The 23,298-nt window shown below is 43.2% G+C and carries 20 protein-coding genes and 7 tRNA genes; 21 read left to right on the forward strand and 6 right to left on the reverse strand.

From position 1 onward, the window contains the following. Window positions 1–165: 165 nt before the first annotated feature. From ACMXYO_RS05155 to ACMXYO_RS05165, 3 genes are all read right to left on the reverse strand, one after another. The gene (locus ACMXYO_RS05155; protein ID WP_415887449.1) at window positions 166–1,308 is read right to left on the reverse strand and encodes a glycerate kinase; all 1,143 of its coding nucleotides are present in this window, start codon (window positions 1,306–1,308) and stop codon (window positions 166–168) included. A gap of 164 nt (window positions 1,309–1,472) precedes the next feature. Next, the gene (locus ACMXYO_RS05160) at window positions 1,473–2,591 is read right to left on the reverse strand and encodes a sugar diacid recognition domain-containing protein (RefSeq protein WP_415887450.1); all 1,119 of its coding nucleotides are present in this window, start codon (window positions 2,589–2,591) and stop codon (window positions 1,473–1,475) included. A 257-nt stretch (window positions 2,592–2,848) separates the two neighbouring features. After that, entirely contained in the window at window positions 2,849–3,589 is a 741-nt protein-coding gene (locus tag ACMXYO_RS05165; protein WP_415887451.1) for a hypothetical protein, read from the reverse strand. A gap of 208 nt (window positions 3,590–3,797) precedes the next feature. Here ACMXYO_RS05165 and ACMXYO_RS05170 point away from each other — a divergent pair. The 10 genes from ACMXYO_RS05170 to ACMXYO_RS05215 all read left to right on the forward strand — a co-directional run bounded on the left by ACMXYO_RS05170 (window position 3,798) and on the right by ACMXYO_RS05215 (window position 9,435). Next, a tRNA-Glu gene (locus ACMXYO_RS05170) sits at window positions 3,798–3,873 on the forward strand. A 32-nt stretch (window positions 3,874–3,905) separates the two neighbouring features. Then, a tRNA-Gly gene (locus ACMXYO_RS05175) sits at window positions 3,906–3,980 on the forward strand. Window positions 3,981–4,361: 381 nt separating this feature from the next. After that, window positions 4,362–4,437: transfer RNA gene (locus ACMXYO_RS05180), tRNA-Glu, on the forward strand. A gap of 32 nt (window positions 4,438–4,469) precedes the next feature. Then, window positions 4,470–4,544, forward strand: a tRNA-Gly gene (locus ACMXYO_RS05185). A 26-nt stretch (window positions 4,545–4,570) separates the two neighbouring features. Then, window positions 4,571–4,646, forward strand: a tRNA-Glu gene (locus ACMXYO_RS05190). A 32-nt stretch (window positions 4,647–4,678) separates the two neighbouring features. Then, a tRNA-Gly gene (locus tag ACMXYO_RS05195) sits at window positions 4,679–4,753 on the forward strand. A 26-nt stretch (window positions 4,754–4,779) separates the two neighbouring features. Then, window positions 4,780–4,855: transfer RNA gene (locus ACMXYO_RS05200), tRNA-Glu, on the forward strand. Between the two features lie 149 nt (window positions 4,856–5,004). Then, a complete protein-coding gene (locus ACMXYO_RS05205) occupies window positions 5,005–5,415 on the forward strand; it encodes a hypothetical protein (RefSeq protein WP_415887452.1) in 411 nt (136 codons plus the stop codon). Beyond that, window positions 5,390–6,586, forward strand: coding sequence for a hypothetical protein (locus ACMXYO_RS05210; protein WP_415887453.1), 1,197 nt, complete (start codon window positions 5,390–5,392; stop codon window positions 6,584–6,586). Before ACMXYO_RS05205 ends, ACMXYO_RS05210 begins: the two co-directional genes overlap by 26 nt. 5 nt (window positions 6,587–6,591) lie before the next feature. Then, window positions 6,592–9,435 (forward strand): EAL domain-containing protein, encoded by a 2,844-nt coding sequence (locus ACMXYO_RS05215; protein ID WP_415887454.1) that lies wholly within the window; start codon window positions 6,592–6,594, stop codon window positions 9,433–9,435. 25 nt (window positions 9,436–9,460) lie between these two features. Here ACMXYO_RS05215 and ACMXYO_RS05220 read toward each other — a convergent pair whose 3' ends face one another. Then, window positions 9,461–9,856, reverse strand: coding sequence for a PA2817 family protein (locus ACMXYO_RS05220; protein ID WP_415881822.1), 396 nt, complete (start codon window positions 9,854–9,856; stop codon window positions 9,461–9,463). A gap of 178 nt (window positions 9,857–10,034) precedes the next feature. Between ACMXYO_RS05220 and ACMXYO_RS05225 the strand changes: the two genes are divergently transcribed. The 6 genes from ACMXYO_RS05225 (at window position 10,035) to ACMXYO_RS05250 (ending at window position 15,939) form a co-directional block, all read left to right on the forward strand. Continuing rightward, complete coding sequence (locus ACMXYO_RS05225; RefSeq protein ID WP_415887455.1) at window positions 10,035–10,955, forward strand: ABC transporter ATP-binding protein; 921 nt, start codon at window positions 10,035–10,037, stop codon at window positions 10,953–10,955. Between the two features lie 8 nt (window positions 10,956–10,963). After that, window positions 10,964–11,737 (forward strand): ABC transporter permease, encoded by a 774-nt coding sequence (locus ACMXYO_RS05230; RefSeq protein WP_415887456.1) that lies wholly within the window; start codon window positions 10,964–10,966, stop codon window positions 11,735–11,737. Continuing rightward, window positions 11,738–12,562 (forward strand): NADPH-dependent 7-cyano-7-deazaguanine reductase QueF, encoded by an 825-nt coding sequence (gene queF / locus ACMXYO_RS05235; RefSeq protein ID WP_415887457.1) that lies wholly within the window; start codon window positions 11,738–11,740, stop codon window positions 12,560–12,562. An 8-nt stretch (window positions 12,563–12,570) separates the two neighbouring features. Next, entirely contained in the window at window positions 12,571–13,131 is a 561-nt protein-coding gene (locus tag ACMXYO_RS05240; RefSeq protein WP_415887458.1) for an NAD(P)H nitroreductase, read from the forward strand. A gap of 10 nt (window positions 13,132–13,141) precedes the next feature. Next, entirely contained in the window at window positions 13,142–13,603 is a 462-nt protein-coding gene (locus tag ACMXYO_RS05245) for a YiiD C-terminal domain-containing protein (RefSeq protein WP_415887460.1), read from the forward strand. A 122-nt stretch (window positions 13,604–13,725) separates the two neighbouring features. Then, the gene (locus tag ACMXYO_RS05250) at window positions 13,726–15,939 is read left to right on the forward strand and encodes a heavy metal translocating P-type ATPase (protein ID WP_415887461.1); all 2,214 of its coding nucleotides are present in this window, start codon (window positions 13,726–13,728) and stop codon (window positions 15,937–15,939) included. On the opposite strand, the gene ACMXYO_RS05255 is transcribed toward ACMXYO_RS05250, so the two are convergent. Then, window positions 15,925–16,506 (reverse strand): peptidylprolyl isomerase, encoded by a 582-nt coding sequence (locus ACMXYO_RS05255; protein WP_415887462.1) that lies wholly within the window; start codon window positions 16,504–16,506, stop codon window positions 15,925–15,927. The genes ACMXYO_RS05250 and ACMXYO_RS05255 overlap by 15 nt on opposite strands. Window positions 16,507–16,747: 241 nt before the next feature. On the opposite strand from ACMXYO_RS05255, the gene ACMXYO_RS05260 reads away from it, so the two are divergent. After that, window positions 16,748–17,119 carry a VOC family protein gene (locus ACMXYO_RS05260; RefSeq protein ID WP_415887463.1) on the forward strand — a complete coding sequence of 124 codons (372 nt, stop codon included), beginning with the start codon at window positions 16,748–16,750 and terminating at the stop codon, window positions 17,117–17,119. Between the two features lie 138 nt (window positions 17,120–17,257). After that, window positions 17,258–18,946: a methyl-accepting chemotaxis protein gene (locus ACMXYO_RS05265; protein WP_415887464.1), complete on the forward strand. Its 1,689-nt coding sequence runs from the start codon at window positions 17,258–17,260 to the stop codon at window positions 18,944–18,946. Between the two features lie 348 nt (window positions 18,947–19,294). Here ACMXYO_RS05265 and ACMXYO_RS05270 read toward each other — a convergent pair whose 3' ends face one another. Continuing rightward, the gene (locus tag ACMXYO_RS05270) at window positions 19,295–19,732 is read right to left on the reverse strand and encodes a hypothetical protein (RefSeq protein WP_415887465.1); all 438 of its coding nucleotides are present in this window, start codon (window positions 19,730–19,732) and stop codon (window positions 19,295–19,297) included. Window positions 19,733–19,953: 221 nt separating this feature from the next. Between ACMXYO_RS05270 and ACMXYO_RS05275 the strand changes: the two genes are divergently transcribed. The 3 genes from ACMXYO_RS05275 (at window position 19,954) to ACMXYO_RS05285 (ending at window position 23,224) form a co-directional block, all read left to right on the forward strand. Then, entirely contained in the window at window positions 19,954–21,372 is a 1,419-nt protein-coding gene (locus tag ACMXYO_RS05275; protein WP_415887467.1) for a PLP-dependent aminotransferase family protein, read from the forward strand. A gap of 101 nt (window positions 21,373–21,473) precedes the next feature. Next, the gene (locus tag ACMXYO_RS05280) at window positions 21,474–22,793 is read left to right on the forward strand and encodes a deoxyguanosinetriphosphate triphosphohydrolase (RefSeq protein ID WP_415887469.1); all 1,320 of its coding nucleotides are present in this window, start codon (window positions 21,474–21,476) and stop codon (window positions 22,791–22,793) included. 56 nt (window positions 22,794–22,849) lie between these two features. After that, window positions 22,850–23,224, forward strand: a complete 375-nt coding sequence (locus ACMXYO_RS05285; protein WP_415887471.1) for a translation initiation factor Sui1 — start codon at window positions 22,850–22,852, stop codon at window positions 23,222–23,224. Window positions 23,225–23,298 lie beyond the last annotated feature (74 nt).

Consider the following 23,298-nt stretch of genomic DNA (forward strand, 5'->3'; position numbering starts at 1 on the left):
CTGATTTGGCCTGGATTTTTGTGCATTTGTACAAAAATAATATCAGAGTAGTGACGGCTATATTAAGGGCAAAAAAAAGCCGGTCTGGATATCAGACCGGCAAGAGTACAGCATGGCGCTGTAAGAGGTCAGGGCTGCTGAGCGGCCCTGAGGATGTGATAGGTTTTAAACTTTTCTGTGGCTGAGTGCCCATACGGTTGCGATATTTCTGGCGCAGTTCTGTAAATTGGTTTCTGCTTGCTGTAGTGCTTCCGGTAAAGAGACAACACCAGGTACAACACTAAAAATGGCATCAATACCGCAGGCTTTAAGGGGGGCTTGTTCTGGTGTCAGTGAACCGGCGAGTGCAATGACAGGGCAGTTAAAATGCTTAGCGCGTTTAGCAACACCTACAGGGGTTTTGCCGCGTAAACTTTGGCTATCAATACTACCCTCGCCGGTAATTACCAAATCAGCAGATTTAAGATGTTGGTCTATTTGTACGGCGTTCAAGACGATTTCAATGCCGCTTTTCAATTGGGTATTAAACAGGGCGCATAGCGCTGCGCCTATGCCTCCTGCAGCACCTGTCCCTGGTATTTGGGTAACATCAGAGCCGCTGACGCGTGTTAAAAACTGCGCAAAATGCGCTAGGTTTTTATCTAGGCGGGATACCTGCGCTTGACTGGCGCCTTTCTGCGGGCCAAAGGTGCTCGAGGCGCCTTCTGGACCAAGTAATGGGTTATCAACATCACAAGCGACTTCAAATTGCACTTGTTTTAAGCGTGGATCGAGTTGGCTGATATCCAGATCCGCTAATTTATGTAATGAACCACCACCGGGAGCTAAAGGGTGGCCTGCAGCATCCAGCAGTTTTGCACCCAGTGCTCGTAGAATACCAGCGCCTCCGTCATTGGTCGCACTACCACCTAATCCAAAAATAATCCGGGTCACGCCTTTATCTAATGCTGCACGAATTAATTCGCCAGTACCGTAGCTGGAGGTAATCATCGGATTGCGCTGATTCATTGGAATCAGGTCTAGGCCTGAAGCTGCAGCTGTTTCAATGACTGCTGTTTCACCATCGCCTAAAACTCCCCAAGAGGCAGTAACTGTTTGTCCAAGTGGATCTTGTACTTGAGTGTGATGGAAAGAGCCGCGTGTGGAAGAAATCAAGGCGGCAGTTGTCCCTTCGCCACCATCTGCTACCGGAAGTTGAATATATTCGGCCTGTGGCAGAATGTGACTAAAGCCCTGTTTTATGGCTTCAGCTACTTGCTGTGCGGAAAGACTCTCTTTAAAAGAGTCTGGAGCAATAACTATTTTCATGATAATCCTTAAGCAATGCAGGGTGACAGCAAAGTGCTACAACCAGTAATGATTTAAGGATTATTATCCGAAGTTGTGGGGACGACGGCTTCGTACAAAAAAACAAATTAAAAAGGCTTAGTAGTTTTGTTTTTGTCAGATTGCACAATTAAGGGTGATATTATTTATTCCGGCTCGTTATCCCATTCACTTAAGCGGGTAGCGATGTATAAACGAAAGAGATCCTGAAGGTTTTTAAGATCGATATCTAAGATTTCATTAATTTTCTCAAGTCGATAGCGTAGAGTGTTGCGGTGAACATGCAGACTTTCAGCTGTGAGTGAAAAGTCTGTGTTATTTGCGAAATAGACTTGCAGGGTTTTTTGTAAACTGCCATTACTGTCTTTCTTCACTAGTTTTTCATAGTCCGCTAATAATTGAGGACCGCTCCAGCTTTCCAATGAGTCTTTCAGAACCAAGTCCAACAACATCTCTCTAGCTGAGAATAGTTGTTGTTTAGGATGGCTCAGCTTGCCGACTTCAAGGGTTTTGAGTGCGCTTTGATAGGATTCAGCTAGACCTTCTATCCCTTCAAAATACTGGCCCAGACTGATATGGAAGTTAATATCAGTTTGCTTAGCGAGCTGCAGGCGATATTTCTCTTGATGCTCTTGGCTTTTTTGATAATCCCAGTGCTCATTGCGTAAGAGTATTTTTTGCAAAATAACAATTTGAGTTGGGCTTGATATAGCTAGTAATGTGTCAGGATCACGTTTTTCTAATAGACGTAAAATCCCTTGCATGGTTGAGAGGGAAATGTCTTTTTGAGTTTCAGCAGATCTCAAATCGACGATCATTGCGACACGAGGAATGTTTAGATCGATTTTCATTCGTTCAACCCGGTCGTTGAACAATGTATCGTTCTGCCAACCTCCCTCAATTAAACGCACGATAACGCTTTCTTGAAGACGCCGATCCCAGCGCACTTGTGCAGCGAGCATCGCTTGTTCCAAAACAAGTTCTGCAGTCATTACGACTAGGTCGGCGTATTTCCGCACTTCGTTGGGATTACCGGTAATCCCAACAACACCGATAATCTGCCCATCATTGGTGATAGGTATATTGATACCGCCCTGTACGCCGGTTAAGGATTCAGCTTGGTCGGAATCAAAATCGATCTCTGCTTTAGCATTTAAAACTTGCAGAGCGCCTTCATGGAGTTGGTCAATACGTTCTGGATCACCAGAACCAACGATGATTGCTTGGTGGTTCATCACATTGACGTTATGACCGATGATTTTCATCGATCGGTCTACTATTTTTTGCGCAATTTGGTGATCAATATACATAGTGAATTGTAAACAGCTTTTGGGGCAGCTTAATACAACAAGAAAGAATTCGCCAAGAACCGAAGTGGAGGACTTTACGGAATATTGATTTTATGGATGTAATAAAAAGCGTTTTAAGTGTTGCTGATAGGGGGGAGAGTGCATTGCCAAGCAATGAAGCGCGTAATCTATAAAATTAGGGCTTACTTTATATAGGCGGAACCCAAGATGGTTTAGAAATTAAATTTCTTACCTGAATCTTCTTCCTGTTCTTTCGCAATACGCTTTTCCTCGTTTGCAATATCGATCTTTTCAGCAAGCTGGGTTAAATGTGTGCGAATTTCGTAGAGCTGGCGATCCAGTTCTTGATTGCGGTTCAAGTTATTGAGTTTGCTAAAGCAGCTGCGGTAATGGTGTACGACCACTTCGGGCCCTCGTTGCTGTTCAGTTTCAATTGCGCTCATGAGATCAATATCAACTTCAATTCTGCCGTAGATGCGTTTGGCTTCTTTAGTGAGTTGGTCGGCAGTATCGCCATTCAATTCACCCTTATTTTTAATCTCACTTACAAACTGAGCAAACTCTTTAATAACTCCTAGTGCTCTAGCTGCTTCATTTGGATTTGAGAAAAGGGTCATCGAACCGGAAGGGTGGCTTACAGGATCTTGGGTTGTACCTACCATCGCTTGAAAAGCTGCTTGCTGTTGTCGGTTGGACTCTGATCCATCCAGTTCGACCACGGCATTCCAACGCACCTCTAAGTATTTGACCAGCAAAGAGTGGATCTCAGTGGTAATAAGAATAGGAGGGAAAGCTTCAAATAGATGCGAGGCACGACGAATGGCCGTTTTGAGTGTTATGAGCCTCAGGTTACGCTCTCTCTTCTTATTCTCAATATCTTGGACAGCAAATCCAATCCCTGCCATAACGGCGACACCGAGTAGAATTAAAAGTCCAATATAGGTCGGGCTCATAAATGTAGGTCCTGACAGTCAGTGAAAAAGAGATTTTTCAAAACTCTTAATAAATTAGAGATTGTATAACGCTCTAACTATATAAGTAAGTTTACACTATCTAAAAAGCGCCTGATTTTATAGATAAAAAAATCAAAAAAGTTCTTGTAATGGAGAAAGAGTATATATACCATATGCCCCGCTTTCAGAGCTTATCTGGAACTACAGCGTCCCATTCGTCTAGTGGTCTAGGACACCGCCCTTTCACGGCGGTAACAGGGGTTCGAACCCCCTATGGGACGCCATTTCTCTTTCTTGTTTTGATCAAAGAGAATATGCGGGAATAGCTCAGTGGTAGAGCACAACCTTGCCAAGGTTGGGGTCGCGAGTTCGAACCTCGTTTCCCGCTCCAAATGCAGCCAGCTTATTGCTGGTTTTTTTATGCCTGAAGCTCGCGCTCTCTCGATTGTTTGTTTCCTTTCTTAAGTTTTCTATTTGGTTGTTTAGGCTTTCTCTTTCTCTTCGGTTGCATTATTCGTTTGCATCAATGAATTGAATGCTGATTGAGCAATTATGCTTATATTTGGTTTTTCTAATTCGGTGGTGTTCTTAATAACACCTTTCTAACCAATAGGTTAGGGCGATTTTTGTACAATTTTTGAGCGTTGTTTTAAATATTTTTTCAATAACAAAAAAACTGCAGTTTTTTCTTAAAAATAGGGTTGACCCACCAGAATCAGTTCTTTAATATACGCGCCTCCTCACAAGGGAACACCCTTTGAGGAACAGCAGCGTCCCATTCGTCTAGTGGTCTAGGACACCGCCCTTTCACGGCGGTAACAGGGGTTCGAACCCCCTATGGGACGCCATTTTCTTTAGATTATTTATCTTAAGAGAATATGCGGGAATAGCTCAGTGGTAGAGCACAACCTTGCCAAGGTTGGGGTCGCGAGTTCGAACCTCGTTTCCCGCTCCAACTCTTCGGAGTTTACAATTTGTTGCGTCCCATTCGTCTAGTGGTCTAGGACACCGCCCTTTCACGGCGGTAACAGGGGTTCGAACCCCCTATGGGACGCCATTTTCTTTAGATTATTTATCTTAAGAGAATATGCGGGAATAGCTCAGTGGTAGAGCACAACCTTGCCAAGGTTGGGGTCGCGAGTTCGAACCTCGTTTCCCGCTCCAACTCTTCGGAGTTTACAATTTGTTGCGTCCCATTCGTCTAGTGGTCTAGGACACCGCCCTTTCACGGCGGTAACAGGGGTTCGAACCCCCTATGGGACGCCATTCCTACTTTATTCTTATTTTTTCCTCAGTTACTGTGCAGTGAGTGTACGTTTGGTCTAAACTAAGCGAATATTCAGTCAAATAAGGTACTTATACCGATAGGGTATAATGCTCGGCTGTTTCACATAGGATGTGGTTGGCTTCATTGTATGATCAGAACTCTGGTTTTATTACTGCTGTTGTTGCTACCTAAGACAGTTTTGTCTGAGGTGATAGTCAATTCAGAGGTTTCTTTGGAAAGTCTGTCGAAGCAATATTTGCTGTCAATCTTCTCAATGCGTACACGAACTTGGCCAGATGGAATGCCTGTTCGCGTATTTATTCTTCCGCCTTACCAAGATAAACATCGGCTTTTTGTTAAACAGTCTTTGGGTGTATTCCCTTATCAGCTATCTAATATCTGGGATCGAACTGTTTTTTCTGGTGCAGGGCAATCACCGATTACGGTCAATTCCGAAGCTGAAATGCTTCAACGGGTATCCCAAACCAAAGGGGCTATTGGCTATGTGATGACATCGATCCAAGGAGGGCTGAATGTTAAAGTTATTACAATTAAATAGGTTGCTGTTGCCCATAGTGGCTTCTGTCTCTGCGTCAGTGCAAGGAGCGCCTGATGTGGAATTTAATGGGTTTATCACTCAGGGGTATACTCATACCAGTGATAATAGTTTCTACGTTGATAGTGAATCCGGAAGTTGGGATTTTAGGGAGGTTGCCGGAAATGCCTCTTGGCGTTTGACCGATCACCTATTGCTGACAGGGCAGTTAATGTCTCGAAGAGCGGGCGAGGTTGATGATGGTGATCTCACTGTCGATTATGGTTTGCTTGATTATCGAGTTTACGAAGGTAGGCGTGGGTCTTTTGGTATCAGTGTAGGTCGAATTAAGAATCCATTTGGTTTCTATAATAAGACCCGAGACGTAGCGTTTACTCGTCCATCCGCAGTTTTACCGCAATCTTTGTATTTTGATAAAGCAAGAAACTTAGAGTTATCTTCTGATGGTTTTAGATTGTATGGCCGTTATCTGTTTGATCATGGCGCTTTAGAGTCTGAGCTTGTAATAGGAGAGCCGCGTAAAGATCTGAACGTGGAATATGCTTATCTGAACAATAATTGGGACGGTTTTTTTCACGACAGTTCCGGGTATCTGTGGCGTACAGAATATAGTGTAAGTGATTACAGCTTTGTAATCGCTGCTACTGTCGGTGGGTTTAAATTAGATTTTGATGGTCCAGAAAATCCTGATCCATTAACTGGTGAGCCAGGTGATGGTCGTGTTGAGATTGATTTGACAGCATTTTCTATGCAATACAACTGGAAAAGATGGAGTTTGACAGGTGAATATTTCCAACAGGATATTGCTTGGGGGAGTTTAGGTGGCGCGTATGCGTTAATCCCTGAGAGTACGACTGAATCTTTTTATCTGCAGCTTGATCACCGTTTAACCTCGGATGTGACGCTATTTTTACGTCGCGATATGCTTTATTTAGATAAAGATGATCGTGATGGGTCGAGAACTGCGGCATTGTTCGGTAAGCCAGCGCATACTCAATTTGCCTTTGATTGGACGTTGGGCTTGGGGTGGAAGCCTAATAAAAATTGGTTATTGCGTGCTGAGTGGCATAAAGTTGAAGGTACAGGTTGGTTAGCTGCTCAAGAAAATCCGAATGATCAGGAGAAGGTCGAGGATTGGGATATGCTTACGCTTCAGGCGACCTATAGGTTTTAATCTCTATGTCGATTGAGAGCTCAATGGAAAGGTCTTTTTTGAGTCTGCGCTGGAAGGTTTTTCTTAACCTTGTTCTAGTGCTGGCTGTTTTGCATCTGGCGTATAGTTATTACTCCTATGTGCAGTTGACCCAAAAGACAACTCAACAGCAGCTTGAATCTTCAGAGCGAGACCTTTTGGTATTGGAGGGTTTAGTCTCTTCCTCCTACGATCGTTTGCTGGAAAAGGGGCAGATGATCCCGATCGTTGTCGAAGCTAATGGGGCTTCTGCCGGCGCCTATATTGAGTCTATTGAACGTTATTTCCCTGGATTGATGCTTAATGGCGCAATGGATGCTGTTTATCTATATGATCAATATGGTCAAGCGCTCCACAAGCAAGGAGTCATGGTTAAGCTTCCTTTCTCTGTAATATCTCAAGTTCTATCTAAAGAAGCGCCTTATAACTACTTCTATTGTGTCAAAGAATGTTTGCGTTATGTTGCTATGCCAGTCCGTCTTGAAAAGGATAATGTCGGGGTTATGGTAGTGGGGCGTGAAATGCGTGACATTATTCTTGATTTTAAGAAGCAAAGTGGCAGAGATATCGGTTTGGCTGTTCAGCCAGAAAACCAAGTAAAAGCTGCTCGTATATGGAAGCTTGATCTTAAATATCTGACTGATAAGACGGAAAATGTAACGCTGCTTAACAATTTGGTCAGTGAAAAGAGCATTCCACCAAAAGGTGGCGTATTTGAAGTTGATAGCAGTGCAAGAAAGTATCAGGTTATTCTTAAATCTCCTTTAGGTGCTGAACCTGGAGCGGCCTATTGGATATTAATTGATGATCACACCCAAAAATACCGTGAGGCTAAAGCGGAGCTTTTTCAGCAGTTGTCGGTATCTGGTGTGGGTCTATTTTTAGCGGCTCTGTTTCAATTGGTGATGATTCGTTCGCCACTAAATATAATCACTGAGATATCCGTTTTATTGCCTTTATTGGCTGGTAGTGCCTTTTCAGAAATACGTCAGCGTTTGGGTGCTATTCAGCGTAAGGTTATCTGCGAAGATGAATTAGATCTACTAAAAGGAAGTACTTTGGAATTAGCCAATCAATTAGAGAGGCTAGAGATTTCTTTACTTGAGCGGGCACAAAATCTCACTGAACGTTCGGTACAATTGGAAACAGAAAGGGATTTTGTTACCAGCCTGCTTGATACGGCTGAAACCATCATTCTTACTCTGGATAACAGCGGGAATATAGTTACGCTAAATCGATTTGGGCAGGAAGTACTAGGGCTACCAGCATCTGAAGCAAAGCTGCTGCATTTTTTAGATTTGAATCATGATCCTAAACAGCACGATGCTCATCAGTTACTTCTAGATAGTTTGATTACACGAAAAGAACAGAAAGTTCAGATTGAGTCTTCGATACGCTCAAGCACCGGGCAAATGCTTCAAGTTTCTTGGTTACACTCTGTTCTTAATACTCCAGGTGCCGATGCACAGATATTGTCTATAGGTTTGGATTTTACGGAACGTCAGCATGCAGAAAAACGCCTTATTTGGATGGCGAATCACGATCCATTAACTGCGCTTCCAAATCGTTTATTCTTCAATGAGAAAGTAGAGAGTGCAATTCGTCGATGTGAAGCTGATGACAGCATTGTTGCTGTGCTTTTCTGTGATTTAGATTCTTTCAAAGATGTAAACGATTCACTTGGACACCTAGTGGGGGATGAACTGTTACAGCAAACGGCTGAACGTATCCAAACGGTTATCGTCAATGATGGTGTTTTGGCGCGTTTAGGTGGAGATGAATTTACTATTCTGCTCGAAGGTAGAAGTTCAGTTCGTGAAGTCGAACTGGTGGCGCAGCATATTATTAGAGCGTTTAGGCAGTCTTTCTTTATTGATGGTTATGAAATATTTAGTACGGTCAGTATCGGCATTTCTCTTTTCCCTGAGCATGGGCGTGATGTAATTAGCCTGATTCAGCATGCTGACGTGGCAATGTTTGATGCCAAAGAAAGCGGGAAAAATCAGTTACGCTTTTATCATGACGAGCAAGGAAGTCAGCGCTATGAGCGTTTCTCTTTGGTGAATGATCTTCGTCGAGCACTAGAGAAGGAAGAATTTAGAATTTTCTATCAGCCGCAAATTGATGCGAGAGATGGCAGTGTCATGGGGGTTGAAGCCCTATTGCGTTGGCAGCACGAAGAAGCGGGAATGATTTCTCCGGCTAAATTTATTCCTCTTGCTGAAGAGCAGGGGCTTATTGTACCTATTGGTGAATGGGTTCTAGAGGAAGCGTGTCGTAATGGTAAGGCTTGGCATGATCAAGGTATGGATATCCGTATCGGGGTAAATATTGCTGGGCAGCAGATTATGCATGAAAGCTTACTTCCTACAGTAAGGCGAGTTATTCGGGAAACAGGCATAACCCCTGAGCTTTTAGATCTTGAGGTAACCGAGAACTTTCTATTGAGACAGCCTGAAATAACTATTCCCAAGCTTCATAAATTCCGTGAAATGGGGCTTTCCCTTTCTATGGATGATTTTGGAACAGGTTTTTCGTCTCTAAGTTATTTGAAAAAATTACCTTTGAATACTTTGAAAATTGATCAAAGCTTTGTGCGAGATATTGGAGTTAATTCGGAAGGGGAAGCCATTGTTAAGGCGATTATCGTATTGGCGCAGAGTTTAGGTCTTGAGGCTTTGGCTGAAGGTGTTGAGACTAGTGATCAGCTATCTTACTTACGGCAACATGGCTGTCACTTGATACAAGGTTATTATTTTAGTCGTCCTTTACCAGCTGATGAACTGCCTGATTTTGTTATGAACCAGGCAGTTGAAATCTCTTTCGAATAGAGACTATGTGGACGCTATAAACTAATTAATTCTGGCCAAATAAGCCTGCGCGTTTATTGATGTAATCAAACTCTTCATTATTTTCTTCGGCTTCAAAGCGCATTTCATCTAGCTGTTGGAATTTTTGAATTTCATCATCCGTCATATTGTGAAGATTATTACCCCCAAAAAACCAAAGAAGGTCGCGGGCAATAAGGTGTGCTAACTCTGGATAGCGACGGAAAGCTTTATCAATGAAATCAGCGCCTTGATCATAAACGCCAGCTTCTTGTGATTCGAAATTTTCAATCAGTTGCTGAAATTCCTCAATAAAATCCAAATCATCTTGAGTCGGTGTTTCTGATTTGAAAGGATCTCGATTAATAAAGTTATTGTAAGCAATTTTTAAGAAATTCAGGTGATGAATTTGGTAAGATGTCATTTTGCTCTCCAGATAATGGACAGGGTTATTTTATAAGCTCAGGCTCATTGCAGCCAGCCTTACACCTGACTTAATCCTGTATTTGCACAGTTTGCTGAAATCTTGCGATGAGAGATTCAATTCACTTAGGTTCTAAGTCGATTTGGATAATTACCTGCTTATATTTTTGGAAAGATTAATGACGTTAGCGCTCTCTATAAAAAACCTGCGTAAAGTCTATGGGAATGGCTTTGAAGCATTAAAGGATATCTCCTTTGATGTTCAACAAGGGGATTTTTTCGCCTTACTAGGCCCTAATGGTGCTGGTAAATCGACTACCTTGGGTATTGTCTCCTCCTTGGTGAATAAAACCTCGGGCAGCGTATCGATCTTCGGGGTGGATTTGGATAAGGACTTAACCCAAGCCAAAAAATATCTGGGTGTTGTGCCGCAAGAATTTAATTTCAACATGTTTGAAAACGTGCGGGATATTTTAATTACTCAGGCGGGATATTACGGTATTAACCGTAAAGCAGCTGGAGAGCGAGCAGATTATTACCTAAAACAACTAGGTTTATGGGATAAGCGTAACGGTGCTGCTCGCATGCTATCGGGTGGCATGAAGCGTCGTTTAATGATTGCACGAGCATTGATGCATGATCCAAAACTTTTGATTCTGGATGAGCCAACAGCTGGCGTAGATATCGAGTTAAGACGTTCCATGTGGGAGTTCTTACAAGAGATTAATGCGGCGGGAACCACAATCATTCTGACGACACACTACTTAGAAGAAGCGGAAAGTCTTTGTCGCAATATTGCGATTATTGATCAGGGTAATATTGTTAAAAACACCAGCATGCGAGCTCTGTTGCAGCAACTGAATACTGAAACTTTCCTACTTGATCTCGATTCAAACTTAGAAGCTGCACCAGTGGTCTCAGGTTATCCGATCAGATTGCAAGGTGACCATCTGTTAGAAGTGGATGTAGAAAAACATCAGAGCTTGAATACGCTCTTTGTTGAGCTAGAAAAGCAGGGTGTGAATGTGAGTAGTATGCGTAACAAATCCAATCGATTGGAAGAGTTGTTTGTTGCGTTAGTAGATAAAAGTTTGGATTAGGATTAGGCATGAATACCCAAGATTTATTGGTAGCTTTCTGGACCATTGTTCGACGCGAAATAAAGCGTTTTATGCGAATCTGGGCTCAGACGCTTCTACCTCCTGCCATCACTATGACACTGTATTTCATCATCTTCGGCAATCTGATTGGTAGCCGGATCGGTGAGATGGGTGGCTTTGACTATATGGAATATATAGTGCCAGGCTTGATTATGATGTCAGTAATCACTAACTCCTATAGCAACGTAGTGTCATCGTTTTACAGCACTAAGTTCCAAAAAAACATTGAAGAGCTATTAGTTTCGCCAGTTCCGAACTGGGTGATTTTAAGCGGCTTTGTTCTTGGTGGTGTAGCGCGTGGATTAGGCGTGGGTTTAATTGTAACAATCTTGTCTCTATTCTTTACTGATCTTCAGGTTCAGAATCTTATGGTGACGATTGCGATTGTCTTCCTAACCTCAGTTCTGTTTGCTTTAGGCGGATTTATTAATGCTGTCTTTGCGAACTCGTTTGATGATATCAGCATCATTCCGACCTTCGTGTTAACGCCTTTGACCTATTTGGGTGGGGTGTTTTATTCGATACAGTTACTGCCGGAGTTTTGGCAAGGGGTTTCTCAGTTAAATCCGATTCTGTATATGGTGAATACCTTTAGATACGGTATTCTAGGTGTAAGTGATATAAATGTAGGGTTTGCTTTCGGCATGATTATTCTGTTTATCGCCGGCCTATTTTCATATGCCCTATATCTGCTACAAAACGGTAAAGGTATCCGTAGTTAAATGAAAGAACATGATGTAATTGCCAGCTCGCCATTAGGGCAAGGTACCGAGTACGTTAACAGCTATGATCCAAGTTTGTTGTATCCAATTGCACGCGACGTCAATTGGAAGCAGCAAGGTGTAGAACGTAAAGATCTTCCATTTGTAGGTGTTGATATTTGGAACGCCTATGAGATGTCTTGGTTGAATCAGCGTGGTAAACCCGAGGTGCGTTTAGCTGAGTTTAAGGTCTTCGCTAATTCTGAAAATATTATCGAGTCTAAGTCGTTTAAGCTGTATTTGAACTCATTCAATCTCAGTAAATTTTCCTCTGAAAGCGAAGTAAAAGAGCGCCTAATCGAAGATCTTTCAGCAGCCGCTGGTGGACGCGTAGAGGTTCGCATATACCATCCTGATCAAGCACCAGAATTTGGGCAATTCACGGGCTTCTGTATAGATAATCAGGATGTTGATATTACCCAATACACACCTGCGCCTGAGCTATTAACAACCGGCGAAGATGATGTTGAAGAGGTGCTTTATAGCCATCTTCTCAAATCAAACTGCCCTGTAACGGGACAGCCTGATTGGGCAACGCTTGGTATTAGTTATTGCGGTAAAGAGATCGATAGAGAAGGACTGTTGAAATACATTATCTCTTACCGCGAACACGGCGACTTCCATGAGCAATGTGTAGAAAATATTTTTATGCACATCTGGGAGCGCTGTAAGCCACAGAGCCTGAATGTTTATGCACGTTATGTTCGCCGTGGTGGTTTAGATATTAATCCATTCAGAAGTAGTGATTCTGAAGATATTGATAATCTGCGTTTGAGCCGCCAGTAGAGGGTAATATGGAAGCTTTAGAATTATTACATAATCGTGTTTCTTGCCCGGTTTTGAATGAGCCAGGCCCAACCGAAGAGCAGTTAAAGAACATTTACCAGGCAGCTTTACGTGCGCCCGACCATGGAGCGCTGCGTCCATGGCGCTTTTTGTCTGTGCAAGGCGAAGCGAGGGTACAGCTTGGTGAGCTTTTTCTCCGCGGTGCTTTAGCCAACGATGCTGAACTGCCTGATGCAAAACAAGATAAAATTCGTGCGATGCCTCTTCGAGCGCCATGCATGCTGGTTGTGATTGCCGCAGTCAAAGATAGCCCTAAAATTCCTGTTTTAGAGCAGGAAGTTTCAGCAGGCTGTGCCGCTCAAAATATGATTTTGGCCGCTTATGCTCAGGGCCTAGGGGCTATGTGGCGAACAGGTGATATGGCTTATAACTCAGTTGTACGTGAAGGCTTAGGTTTAACTGAGCAGGAAACCATTATTGGTTATATCTACCTAGGAACACCGAAGAAATTGCGTAAGGCTCCTGTGCATGATCAGCAGGAGTATGTCGTTGAATGGACAGGCGTATAGGTGACACCCTTTGAGCGAAGCAAATGGCACTACTGAGTTTCTTACTTGGCTTAAATCACAAATTCCATTGGTGAATCATATGGGAGTAAAGCCTTTAGATTGGGATGGCAAGTGCTTGAGAATGTCTGCAGCGCTTGCGCCTAATGTAAACGATAAGGGCACAGGCTTTGGCGGATCTCTAGCAACTTTATCCACACTCTGTGGTTGGAGTGCTGTGACTTTGTATCTTCGTGCTCAGGGCAGAAACGATGATGTGGTTATCAGGGAGAGTAAGCTGGAGTATTTCCTACCGGTAACCTCTGATTTTACCGCAGAATGCCAGCTACCTGATGTAGAAGCGTTAGCTGTTTTTGATCAAAAAATGCAGGCTAAGGGCCGTGCTCGGATGGATTTAGTGATCGAAATTAAACAGAAAGACCAAGTCGCTATGCGTCTTAGTGGCAGTTATGTTGCTATGGAAAAGCAGTCGTAGCCGCCTTACCTCACACATCCTCTCTAATACATCCTTGACCCTATAGTTAGCTTTAGGGTTTATGCTTAAGGTAGTTTCATCACGTAATTTCTCAATCTATTAACCATACGACAGGTTTCATCATGATTTATCGGTTGTCTTTGCAAGGTGTTAAATGTGCAGGCTGTGTTAGGTCATTGGAAAAAGGCTTACAGCAAGCAGATGTAATTGAGGACTTTGCGGTTAATTTTGCTGATCGAAGCTTAAGTGTTTCCTCAAAATCTAGTGTTGAGCAGGTTATCGCTGCAGTCGAAAGTGCTGGATATGGTGCAGAAGAAATTACTGATGAAACTGATTTCGAACAGATTGAAGTGCGAGAAAACAGACAGTATCAGATAACGCTTAAGCGCAGTGTCATCGGTTTGGCTTTTGGGGCTCTGTTAATGCTCCAAGGCTGGCTTGGCATGATGCCAGATATCACAATAACTTCAGGGTTATGGGTAGGGGCTGTAACGGGTGTCGCAGCGCTGCTTTTGATGTTTTTCTGTGCAGGGCATATCTATCAAAGTGCTTATAAATCTGCCTTTCTAGGGCGATTTAATATGGATAGCTTAATCGCTTTAGGAACAGGAGCTGCGTGGATCTACTCTACCGGTCTATTGCTCGTTTCTGCTGCAGGCATCGAACTACCGATGGAAGCACGCCATCTTTATTACGAAGCTTCTGTGATGATTCTTGGGTTTATTCTGCTTGGGCAGGCATTGGAGGCTCGAGCGCGAAAGAAAACCGGTGATGCTGTTCGCAGCCTTATGAATCTTCGACCTGCTACAGCGCTTCGTGTGCGTGATGGAGAGGAAAAAGAAATACCGGTTGAACTCCTCGCCTTAGGAAATGAGATCCGTGTTCGCCCAGGAGAACGAGTACCAATCGACGGTCAGGTATTGTCTGGCAGCAGTTACTTAGATGAGTCTATGTTAACCGGGGAATCAATGCCGGTGAATAAGGAGGTAGGTGATTCTGTAGTGGGTGGGACATTGAATGGATCAGGAAGCTTGCTTATTAAAGTGGAGCAGATTGGTTCTCAAACTGTTCTAGCGCAGATCATTGAGGCAGTGCGTGAAGCTCAAAACTGCAAGCCTGAACTTGGTAAATTAGCCGATAAAATTGCAGCTGTTTTTGTTCCTGTCGTAATGGGTTTAGCCGTTGTCACTGCTGTTATTTGGTGGCTGTTTGGCCCAGAGCCTCAGGTGACCTACGCCATAATTACTATGATGACAGTGCTGATAATTGCTTGTCCTTGCGCTTTGGGTTTGGCTACACCTATGTCTGTTATGGTGGCTGTAGGTAAAGCCGCACAAAACGGTATTTTGATTCGTAATGCAGATGCGCTGCAGTTAGCCGAAAGAATCTCGGTCGTTGTGTTAGATAAAACCGGCACAGTGACCCAAGGCGAACCTGTTGTTACTGATCAGTTGTTTTTGCATGATGATCAGACCATGATTAGAACAACAGTGGCGGCTATTGAGGCTCATTCGGAGCATCCGTTGGCTGCTGCATTGGTGAAGCAGTTTGAAACTGGGGAACTGTCAGTAGACGTTACGAATTTTAAGAATATATCTGGGCAAGGGGTCATTGCCGAAACCGGCTCTGGCAGATGGTATATCGGCAATCAAGCATGGATGGACGAAAACCAAGTTGATTGTAGCGAAGTAACAGAAGTGGTTTCTAAATGGAGTAACGAATCTAAATCTCTTGCCTTTGTTGCTCAGAATAACCAGCTGGTTGCATTGTTCGGTGTTGCAGACCCGATTAAAGAAGACTCTGAAAAGGCGATTCGTGCGCTAAAAACTGCAGGTTTAAAAGTTGTTTTACTCTCTGGGGATAACAGTAAAACAGCTCATGCTGTGGCAAAGTCAGTGGGGATTGCTCAAGTCTTTGCGGATGTGAGGCCTGAGGAAAAGCAGGCAGTTATTCAAAATTTGCAGGATCAAGGTGAAGTGGTGGCGATGGTTGGCGATGGTGTAAATGATGCGCCTGCATTAGCACAAGCCGATCTTGGTTATGCAATCGGTTCTGGCTCTGACATTGCGATCGCGAGTTCGGATGTCACCCTGATATCTGGATCTTTAAAAGGCGTTGAGAAAGCGATCAATCTGTCCAAACAGACGGTTCGAAATATTCGTCAGAACTTGTTCGGAGCATTTATTTACAACGGGTTAGCAATCCCTGTTGCAGCGGGAATCTTATTCCCAGTGGCTGGTATTCTTCTGAATCCGACCATAGCAGGTGCTGCCATGGCCATGTCTTCGGTTACAGTTGTGAGTAACGCGAATAGGTTAAGGTTACTCCGGCTTTGATGGAGCGTCGAAGCGAGTGATTTTCTCAATAATCACAGGTTGTTTCGGAACATCGCGATGGCCTGATTTTGGGGCAGTAGGACTGCGGCTGATTCTTACAACCAAATCCATACCGTCTGTTACTTTTCCGAATACGGCATAGCCTGGTCTTCTGTTGCTACCGTCTAGTCTGTAGTTGTTTACGGCATTGATAAAAAACTGAGATGTAGCGCTATGTGGGTAATTGGTCCGAGCCATCGAAATAGTACCCTGAAGGTTACTAAGGCCATTATTCGATTCGTTTTGAATTGGCTCTTTGGTATCTTTTTGGTGCATATCTGCGGTGAACCCTCCTCCCTGAATCATAAAACCAGCAATTGTGCGGTGGAAAATCGTGCCTTCATAGAAACCGCTATCTACATAATCGAGGAAGTTTTTAACCGTGATCGGGGCTTTTTCAGGGTATAGCTCAAGTTTGATGTCACCCAAATTGGTTTTCATGACAATCTGAGGGTTGGCTTGTTCAGCTAAAGCAACGTTTGCTAGGGAAAACGTAAGCGTAAAAATTGTGAGAAATTTTTTAAACATAGTCTTATCAACAATTAGATTTATTTGTTGGCATATTACCTAATTATCAAACCCATCGTCACCTCAGTTATTTCCCTATCATTTCGTGTTAATGACCTGCTAGTCATCAATTGAGCAATTGTCTGATATCAAAAGAGTTTTGCTATCTTTGAGAATCGTTCTATAGTAGTAGAGTATGTAACTCCTAAGTACTGTTGAGCCATTCTGATTCTATGAATTGCGCGCTCTATGGGAGGCGCTTATGAGCTTTACGATAGAAAAGCTAGATCACATTGTACTAAACACTCTCAATGAGGAGGCGTGTTTGGACTTTTATGTCCGTGTTCTTGGCTGCGAACTGATTCGTAAGGTGGAAAGCCCTCTGATGTATCAACTCAGAGCAGGTGACTCTCTGATTGATATCAAGCCGGTTAAAGAGCGAAGCAAGCACGCAAATCTTGATCATTTTTGTTTGAGGATTAAACCATTTGAACCCGAGGTGTTATTTCCTTTTTTGGGGAGGGAAGGAGTGCCTTATGGACGGGTTGAAAACAGAAACGGTGCAACAGGCTTTGGCAGTTCAGTTTACATCGAAGATCCAGATGGGAACTGTATCGAACTAAAAGCCGCATAGTCAGTGTTAAGAATAATTAAATTAGAAAGCACAGACTTTGCGAAACTATAACTATAAATGCGGTTTTAAATGTGGACATTCTCAGGTGCATACCTATATGCCCTGGGCCGCAAAGCAAGAGTTGGGGTGAGTTAACTCATGGGCAATATGGCGCTAAAACATAAAATGCTTTTATTAACATTGATACCGTTGATTGCGGTATTAGGTGTTGTCATGGTCGTTGTGAATTTTCAGTTAAGGGCTCTAGGTGAGCATGAAATTGAGGAGCTGCGAACCGAATTAATGGCTAGTAAAAAAGATTCATTGAAGAGCTATGTTGATCTAGCAACATCATCGATTAAGCATATTTATGAGGGAACAGATAAAGAAGATCTGTACGCGCAGGAACAAGCGTTGAATATCTTAACCGAGCTTACTTATGGGGAAAAAGGCGACGGTTATATCTTTGCGTACAAATATGATGGCACCAATTTAGCCACACGACCAAAACCGCAGTTGCGTGGTAAGAATTTGATGGGGTTGAAAGATAAAAATGGCGTGCTGATTATTCAGGAGCTGATAACAGCTGCGAAAAAAGGCGGGGACTACCTAACCTACGTTTGGACGAAACCATCAAAAAATGCTGATGTAGATAAACTGAGTTATGCCATTGGCCTTGATAAATGGGAGTGGATGGTAGGCACAGGTTTCTATATTGATGATATAGATGATCAGGTGGCAGCCGCTACGGAAAAGCTAGAAGCAGAAATTACCAATACCATGATGTTTATTTTAATGATCGGTGGCGGTTTTGTGGTTGTCTTTGGCTTAGTTTCAGTGATGGTGGCAAATAGTATTGCTAGCCCATTAGCTGCGGCGGCAGCAGCATTAAAGGATATAGGTGAAGGTGAGGGTGATTTAAGCAAACGTTTGGATACCAATGTGAAAGGTGAAGTGGGTGAGTTATCCCATGGCTTTAATGCGTTTGCGGCTAAAATTCAGTCTCTCATTATCGAGGTGAAATCTTCAATCGAAGAACTCTCAATGGCAACTTCTCGCATGACTGGTGTTGTTGATGATACTCGACAAGAGGTGAACGATCAGAAACAGGAAACAGAACAAGTTGCTGCTGCAATTCATCAGATGGCCGCTGCAGTGCAAGAAGTCTCTACAAATGCGACTAATGCATCACACTCTGCACAAACAGCAGATGAATCTGCGCAGGGTGGTCAGATAGTTGTTAATGAAACAATAGATTCCATTCAGTCACTACAAAGTGGAGTGAATAATGCCGCTGATGTTATCGGTCAACTCGACCGAGATTCAGAGCATATTGGTACGGTTATCAATGTTATTAAAGAAATAGCAGATCAGACTAACCTACTAGCATTGAATGCTGCGATCGAAGCGGCAAGGGCAGGTGAGCAAGGTCGTGGCTTCTCGGTTGTAGCTGACGAAGTACGAACACTAGCGAACAGAACACAACAAAGTACTGATGAAATTCAATCAATGATTGAAAAACTTCAATCTGGTGCTCGTCAAGCAGTTCAGGAGATGGAACGTAGCCGAGAGCAAACGGATAAGACTGTTGAGAAGGCTAGTCATACAGGAGATCAGTTAAATACCATAACGACGTCTGTAAGTGATATCAGTGGGATGAGTACCCAAATAGCAACGGCTGCGGAGCAGCAAACAGCTGTAGCGGATGAGTTAAGTAGAAGTATTCAGCATATTGCTGATATCTCTGAAAAAGCGAGTGGGAATGCAGATAGATTATCAGCGACTACTGCAGAAATGTCTCAGCTTGAGCAGCGACTCACATCCTTAGTTAACCAATTTAAGACATAAGAAGAGTTGGATTATTAAGGCGGGCATTTGTGTCCGCTTTTTTTATGCCAATTTTCTTGGTGAGGATAGATAATAGCGGATCAAAATTACAGAGTATTCGGCTAATAACGATCTGGGTTAGCGAAGGGGCCGGTTTAAGGAAATAAAGGAAGTATGGCAAAGCCTAATAAGAAAGGGCCTACTACTACAGTCAATGTGTATTGCGCCAGATGTAAGACGTTGTTGTATAAATATAGGAAGGGAGGAAAAGGAGCCTTAATAAAGTGCTTCAAAGAACGGATCAATGAAGATCATACAAAGACTCCTTGCGAATGTCCGGAATGTCGGATGGTGTTTGCGCGTGAAGCATTAATTCGTGGCGCTCCCGCTTTCAAGTTGATCGGAGGAAAAGTGTTTGCCAAGTAGCACTCTATCTTTGATAACTGCCTTGTTTGCTAAGTTAGGTGCAAGACAAAGGATATCCCCTTTAATCTGATAAGTAGTGCTTTCTGGAAGAATGTTTCCGCCACCATACTGTGCTACAGCTTGCTTTTCTGAAGTGCGTGAAAAAATCTGATGCTGATATGCTCCGCCTCGGCACAACTCCCTTGCAGCATGGTGCCACATTGTTTCTACGTCTTTCTGACTGCTTTTTTTGTCCCCAAAATATTCTACGCTGTATTCATCACTATTGATCGGGCTAAAGCTGAATCCGCTTTTGCCATCGAACGGGTGGTAGCTGCTATCACATCCGCTTAGTAGCAGCCCTCCTAATAATAAACTGGACAGTTTTAAGTGACGTTGCATTGTTTGTGCTCCTGTATCTGTGGTGTCTAGGATTTTTATGTTTTCTAAAAAATATGTACAGATGTTGATTTCTGATCGTGGGATAATGTTAAATTAGGTGATTGGTGGTATACAGATTTAGAAAAATATTTATTAGGCGTTACAGATTTGTTTAATTATCTCTGTGCTGCTAAGTTTTACTTTATCTGTACTGTAAATTTTCTCTGTAATGGTCATTTTTTATGAAACTGTATGAGCAGCTCCAGGAAGCTTTAGTTAAGCGAATAGAACAGGGCTATTACCCTGTAGGGAGCAAGCTGCCTTCGATAAGATCGTTAAGTAAGGAGAGAGAAGTCAGTATTTCGACAGTTCAAGAAGCTTATCTTCGCCTAGAGGAAAATGGGCTTGTTGAAGTAAGGCCTAAATCTGGGTACTACGTAAAGTCCAGAGGAGAGGCGCCGGAATTACCAGAGGTGAGCCGCCCGGCACAGCGTCCTTTAGAAGTGTCACATTGGGAGCAGGTTTATCACCTCTTAAACAGCGCTAAAGGAAGTGGGCATATTGCTTTAGGCACTGCGAGCCCAGAAATTAATACCCCAACATTAAAGCCTTTGCTGAAAGCGCTAACCCATTCTGCAGGTTTACAGTCAGAGCAATTTCTAAATTACAGTGAGATTCAAGGAAGCGAAAAGCTTCGTAAGCAGATTGCGCGATTAGCTTCAGATTCTGGATGTAAGCTTCATCATGATGACATCATTATTACCAGTGGTTGTCAGGAGGCTTTGGTTTGCAGTTTACGGGCAACGACTAAACCCGGTGATGTCGTAGCTACGGATTCTCCAAGTTTCTATGGCTCGACTCAGGCGATTAAAGCGCTAGGGTTGAAAGCGATGGAGATCCCTACGCACCCTGAAACAGGTATCAGCCTAGAAGCATTAGAATTGGCTTTAGAACAGTGGCCTATTGCCGCTATTCAGGTGACGCCAACCTGCAATAATCCTCTGGGATATACCATGCCTGAAAGCCGTAAAAAAGAGTTGCTAAGGCTTGCGCAGCAGTATGATATTCCGATTATCGAAGACGATATTTACGGCGATCTTTTCTATAAATCACCCCGCCCGAGGACTATTAAATCTTTTGATGATGAAGGTCGTGTTTTACTTTGTTCTTCATTTTCTAAAACCATTGCTTATGGTTTGCGATTAGGTTGGGTCGCCCCAGGTCAATGTACTGAAAGGGTGTTGCATAAAAAGTTTGTATCGACCGTGAGTAACCCTCCGGTTCAGCAAGAGGCTGTGGCTGAGTTTATTGCTAAAGGGTTTTATGAGCGTCATCTTAGAAAGGTGAGAGCCCAATATCATCACAGCCGAGATATGATGATAGATCTTGTAAGACGTTACTTTCCAGAAGGTACCCGCATGAGTTATCCAGAGGGTGGATATCTGCTATGGGTAGAATTCCCAGTTGCTGTTGATTCAATAAAATTGAACAAAAGGCTCGAAGCTAAGAAAGTGAGTATTGCGCCTGGGGTTATCTTCTCTGCATCGGGCAAGTATAGAAACTTTGTGCGATTGAGCTTTTCTAAAAAGCCGACTGAGGAAACTGAAGGTGCACTCAAAGCGATTGGTGATGAGGCGAAAAAGCTAATAGCGGATGCTTAATGAATCGCGAATTGTTGACCAAAAAGACTAGGCATATATAGAAAGCCATTAACTGGCCGACAATATAAGCCTTAATGATGTTGTTGAGCGGAGAGTACTACATGGAAATGCAGTGGCAACAGTTACTCACAACTAAGCGTTACGGCCATGCCGAAGTGCCTGAAGATGAGTTTGGGAGAAGTCATTTTCATAAAGATCAGGATAGGATTATTTTCTCGAGTGCTTTCAGGCGGTTAGGGCGGAAAACGCAAGTTCACCCAATGTCCTTAAATGATCATATACACACGCGTTTAACTCACTCTATCGAGGTGGGAAGTTTAGGGCGAACTTTAGGCATACGCGTAGGGGAGCTAATTCAAGATCAGCTTCCAGAATGGGCAACGGCCTACGATATAGGAATGATCGTACAATCGGCCTGCTTAGCACATGATATTGGCAACCCTCCCTTTGGGCATGCCGGTGAGTATGCAATCAGGGATTGGTTTAAACGCCAAGAAAACAGTGCGTTACTACAAAACCTTTCAGATTCTGAACGTTTGGATTTAATGACCTTTGAAGGCAATGCTCAAGGTTTTCGTGTTGTTACTCGTATAGAGAACCACCTGTTTGATGGAGGCCTTCGCTTAACTTACCCAACTCTTGGTGCGCTTTTAAAATACCCTTGGAGTGCAGATTATGCGGGGGATAAAGGTAAGTTCAGTGCCTATCAAACCGAAGTCGACATCTTAAATAAGTTAGGCAAAGAATTAGGTTTAATTGAGAAGTCTAAAGGCTGTTGGTGTCGTCATCCACTGACTTATTTGATGGAGGCTGCAGATGACATCTGTTATGCCATTTTGGATCTGGAAGATGCCATTGAATTGAATATTTTGACCTTCGATGAGATCAAACCAATCTTGCTAACACTCTGTGGTGATACCTCTTATGAGGCAGAGATCTTCACATCACAAGCTTCTGCTCGTCGTAAAATTTCGGCATTGAGAGGTATGGCGATGAAACATATGGTCAGTTCTGCGGTCCAAGCTTATATGGATAATCAGCACTTAATCATGCGCGGCGAGTACTCTGGTGAACTTTTAGCTGATGGCGATCCTGGTGTGCGTGATGGCCTATATCAAGCTAAAAAGCTAGCACAGGAAAAAGTATTTCCAGATACGCGAAAAACCGAGCTAGAAGTTGGTGCGTATACAACCCTAGGGGTATTACTCGAAGCATTTTGCCATGCAGTGCATGATAACTATCAATTGCAGGGTAAAGGCTTGAGCTATCGTAGCGATCGAATTATCAGTTTAATGGGGATTCATGCTCCAGCGCCGGAATTACCACTTTATAAGGCCTACATGCGCGCATTAGATTTTATTAGTGGTATGACAGATAACTACGCGACCTATTTGGCTCGACAAATTGGTGGCTTAAGTTAGGGACGAGCTGGGATTTCTCATATAATAAGATTTTTATATCGACAAAGGTTTATTCAGTGGCTTCATTAAAAGATCAATTAGGCAGTTTGGTTTACTCCACAGAAAAAGGGCAGCTTTGCTCGGGTTGTGGTGAAGCTATATCTGAATGTGTTTGTGCAGAACTGGAAGATAAAAACCGGCTGGATAACCTTGATGGTATTGTTCGTATTCGTCGTGAAACCTCTGGCCGAAAGGGTAAAGGCGTAACGACAATTACGGGTATCCCTCTAGCTGAAAAAGAGCTGAAGGCTTTGGCAAAAAAACTGAAAAAGGTTTGCGGTACAGGTGGTGCCTTGAAAGATGGGATAGTCGAGATTCAAGGAGATCAGCGAGATAAACTGAAAACGTTGCTGGAAAAAGAAGGCTTTACCGTCAAATTGGCTGGAGGCTAGGGTTGATGGCTAAGAAAAATTGTACGCGTTGTTTAGTCATGCGTTTTGCTTTAGTTTTTATGGCAATTGTTGTG

Source organism: Neptuniibacter sp. QD37_6 (assembly GCF_047778085.1).
In the GTDB taxonomy this organism is placed as follows: Bacteria; Pseudomonadota; Gammaproteobacteria; order Pseudomonadales; family Balneatricaceae; genus Neptuniibacter.

Coding starts and splice junctions, on each gene's coding strand:
- ACMXYO_RS05155 (WP_415887449.1), bottom strand. CDS start 1,308: ATGAAAATAGTTATTGCTCCAGACTCTTTTAAAGAGAGTCTTTCCGCA.
- ACMXYO_RS05160 (WP_415887450.1), bottom strand. CDS start 2,591: ATGAAAATCATCGGTCATAACGTCAATGTGATGAACCACCAAGCAATC.
- ACMXYO_RS05165 (WP_415887451.1), bottom strand. CDS start 3,589: ATGAGCCCGACCTATATTGGACTTTTAATTCTACTCGGTGTCGCCGTT.
- ACMXYO_RS05205 (WP_415887452.1), top strand. CDS start 5,005: ATGATCAGAACTCTGGTTTTATTACTGCTGTTGTTGCTACCTAAGACA.
- ACMXYO_RS05210 (WP_415887453.1), top strand. CDS start 5,390: ATGTTAAAGTTATTACAATTAAATAGGTTGCTGTTGCCCATAGTGGCT.
- ACMXYO_RS05215 (WP_415887454.1), top strand. CDS start 6,592: ATGTCGATTGAGAGCTCAATGGAAAGGTCTTTTTTGAGTCTGCGCTGG.
- ACMXYO_RS05220 (WP_415881822.1), bottom strand. CDS start 9,856: ATGACATCTTACCAAATTCATCACCTGAATTTCTTAAAAATTGCTTAC.
- ACMXYO_RS05225 (WP_415887455.1), top strand. CDS start 10,035: ATGACGTTAGCGCTCTCTATAAAAAACCTGCGTAAAGTCTATGGGAAT.
- ACMXYO_RS05230 (WP_415887456.1), top strand. CDS start 10,964: ATGAATACCCAAGATTTATTGGTAGCTTTCTGGACCATTGTTCGACGC.
- queF (WP_415887457.1), top strand. CDS start 11,738: ATGAAAGAACATGATGTAATTGCCAGCTCGCCATTAGGGCAAGGTACC.
- ACMXYO_RS05240 (WP_415887458.1), top strand. CDS start 12,571: ATGGAAGCTTTAGAATTATTACATAATCGTGTTTCTTGCCCGGTTTTG.
- ACMXYO_RS05250 (WP_415887461.1), top strand. CDS start 13,726: ATGATTTATCGGTTGTCTTTGCAAGGTGTTAAATGTGCAGGCTGTGTT.
- ACMXYO_RS05255 (WP_415887462.1), bottom strand. CDS start 16,506: ATGTTTAAAAAATTTCTCACAATTTTTACGCTTACGTTTTCCCTAGCA.
- ACMXYO_RS05260 (WP_415887463.1), top strand. CDS start 16,748: ATGAGCTTTACGATAGAAAAGCTAGATCACATTGTACTAAACACTCTC.
- ACMXYO_RS05265 (WP_415887464.1), top strand. CDS start 17,258: ATGGGCAATATGGCGCTAAAACATAAAATGCTTTTATTAACATTGATA.
- ACMXYO_RS05270 (WP_415887465.1), bottom strand. CDS start 19,732: ATGCAACGTCACTTAAAACTGTCCAGTTTATTATTAGGAGGGCTGCTA.
- ACMXYO_RS05275 (WP_415887467.1), top strand. CDS start 19,954: ATGAAACTGTATGAGCAGCTCCAGGAAGCTTTAGTTAAGCGAATAGAA.
- ACMXYO_RS05280 (WP_415887469.1), top strand. CDS start 21,474: ATGGAAATGCAGTGGCAACAGTTACTCACAACTAAGCGTTACGGCCAT.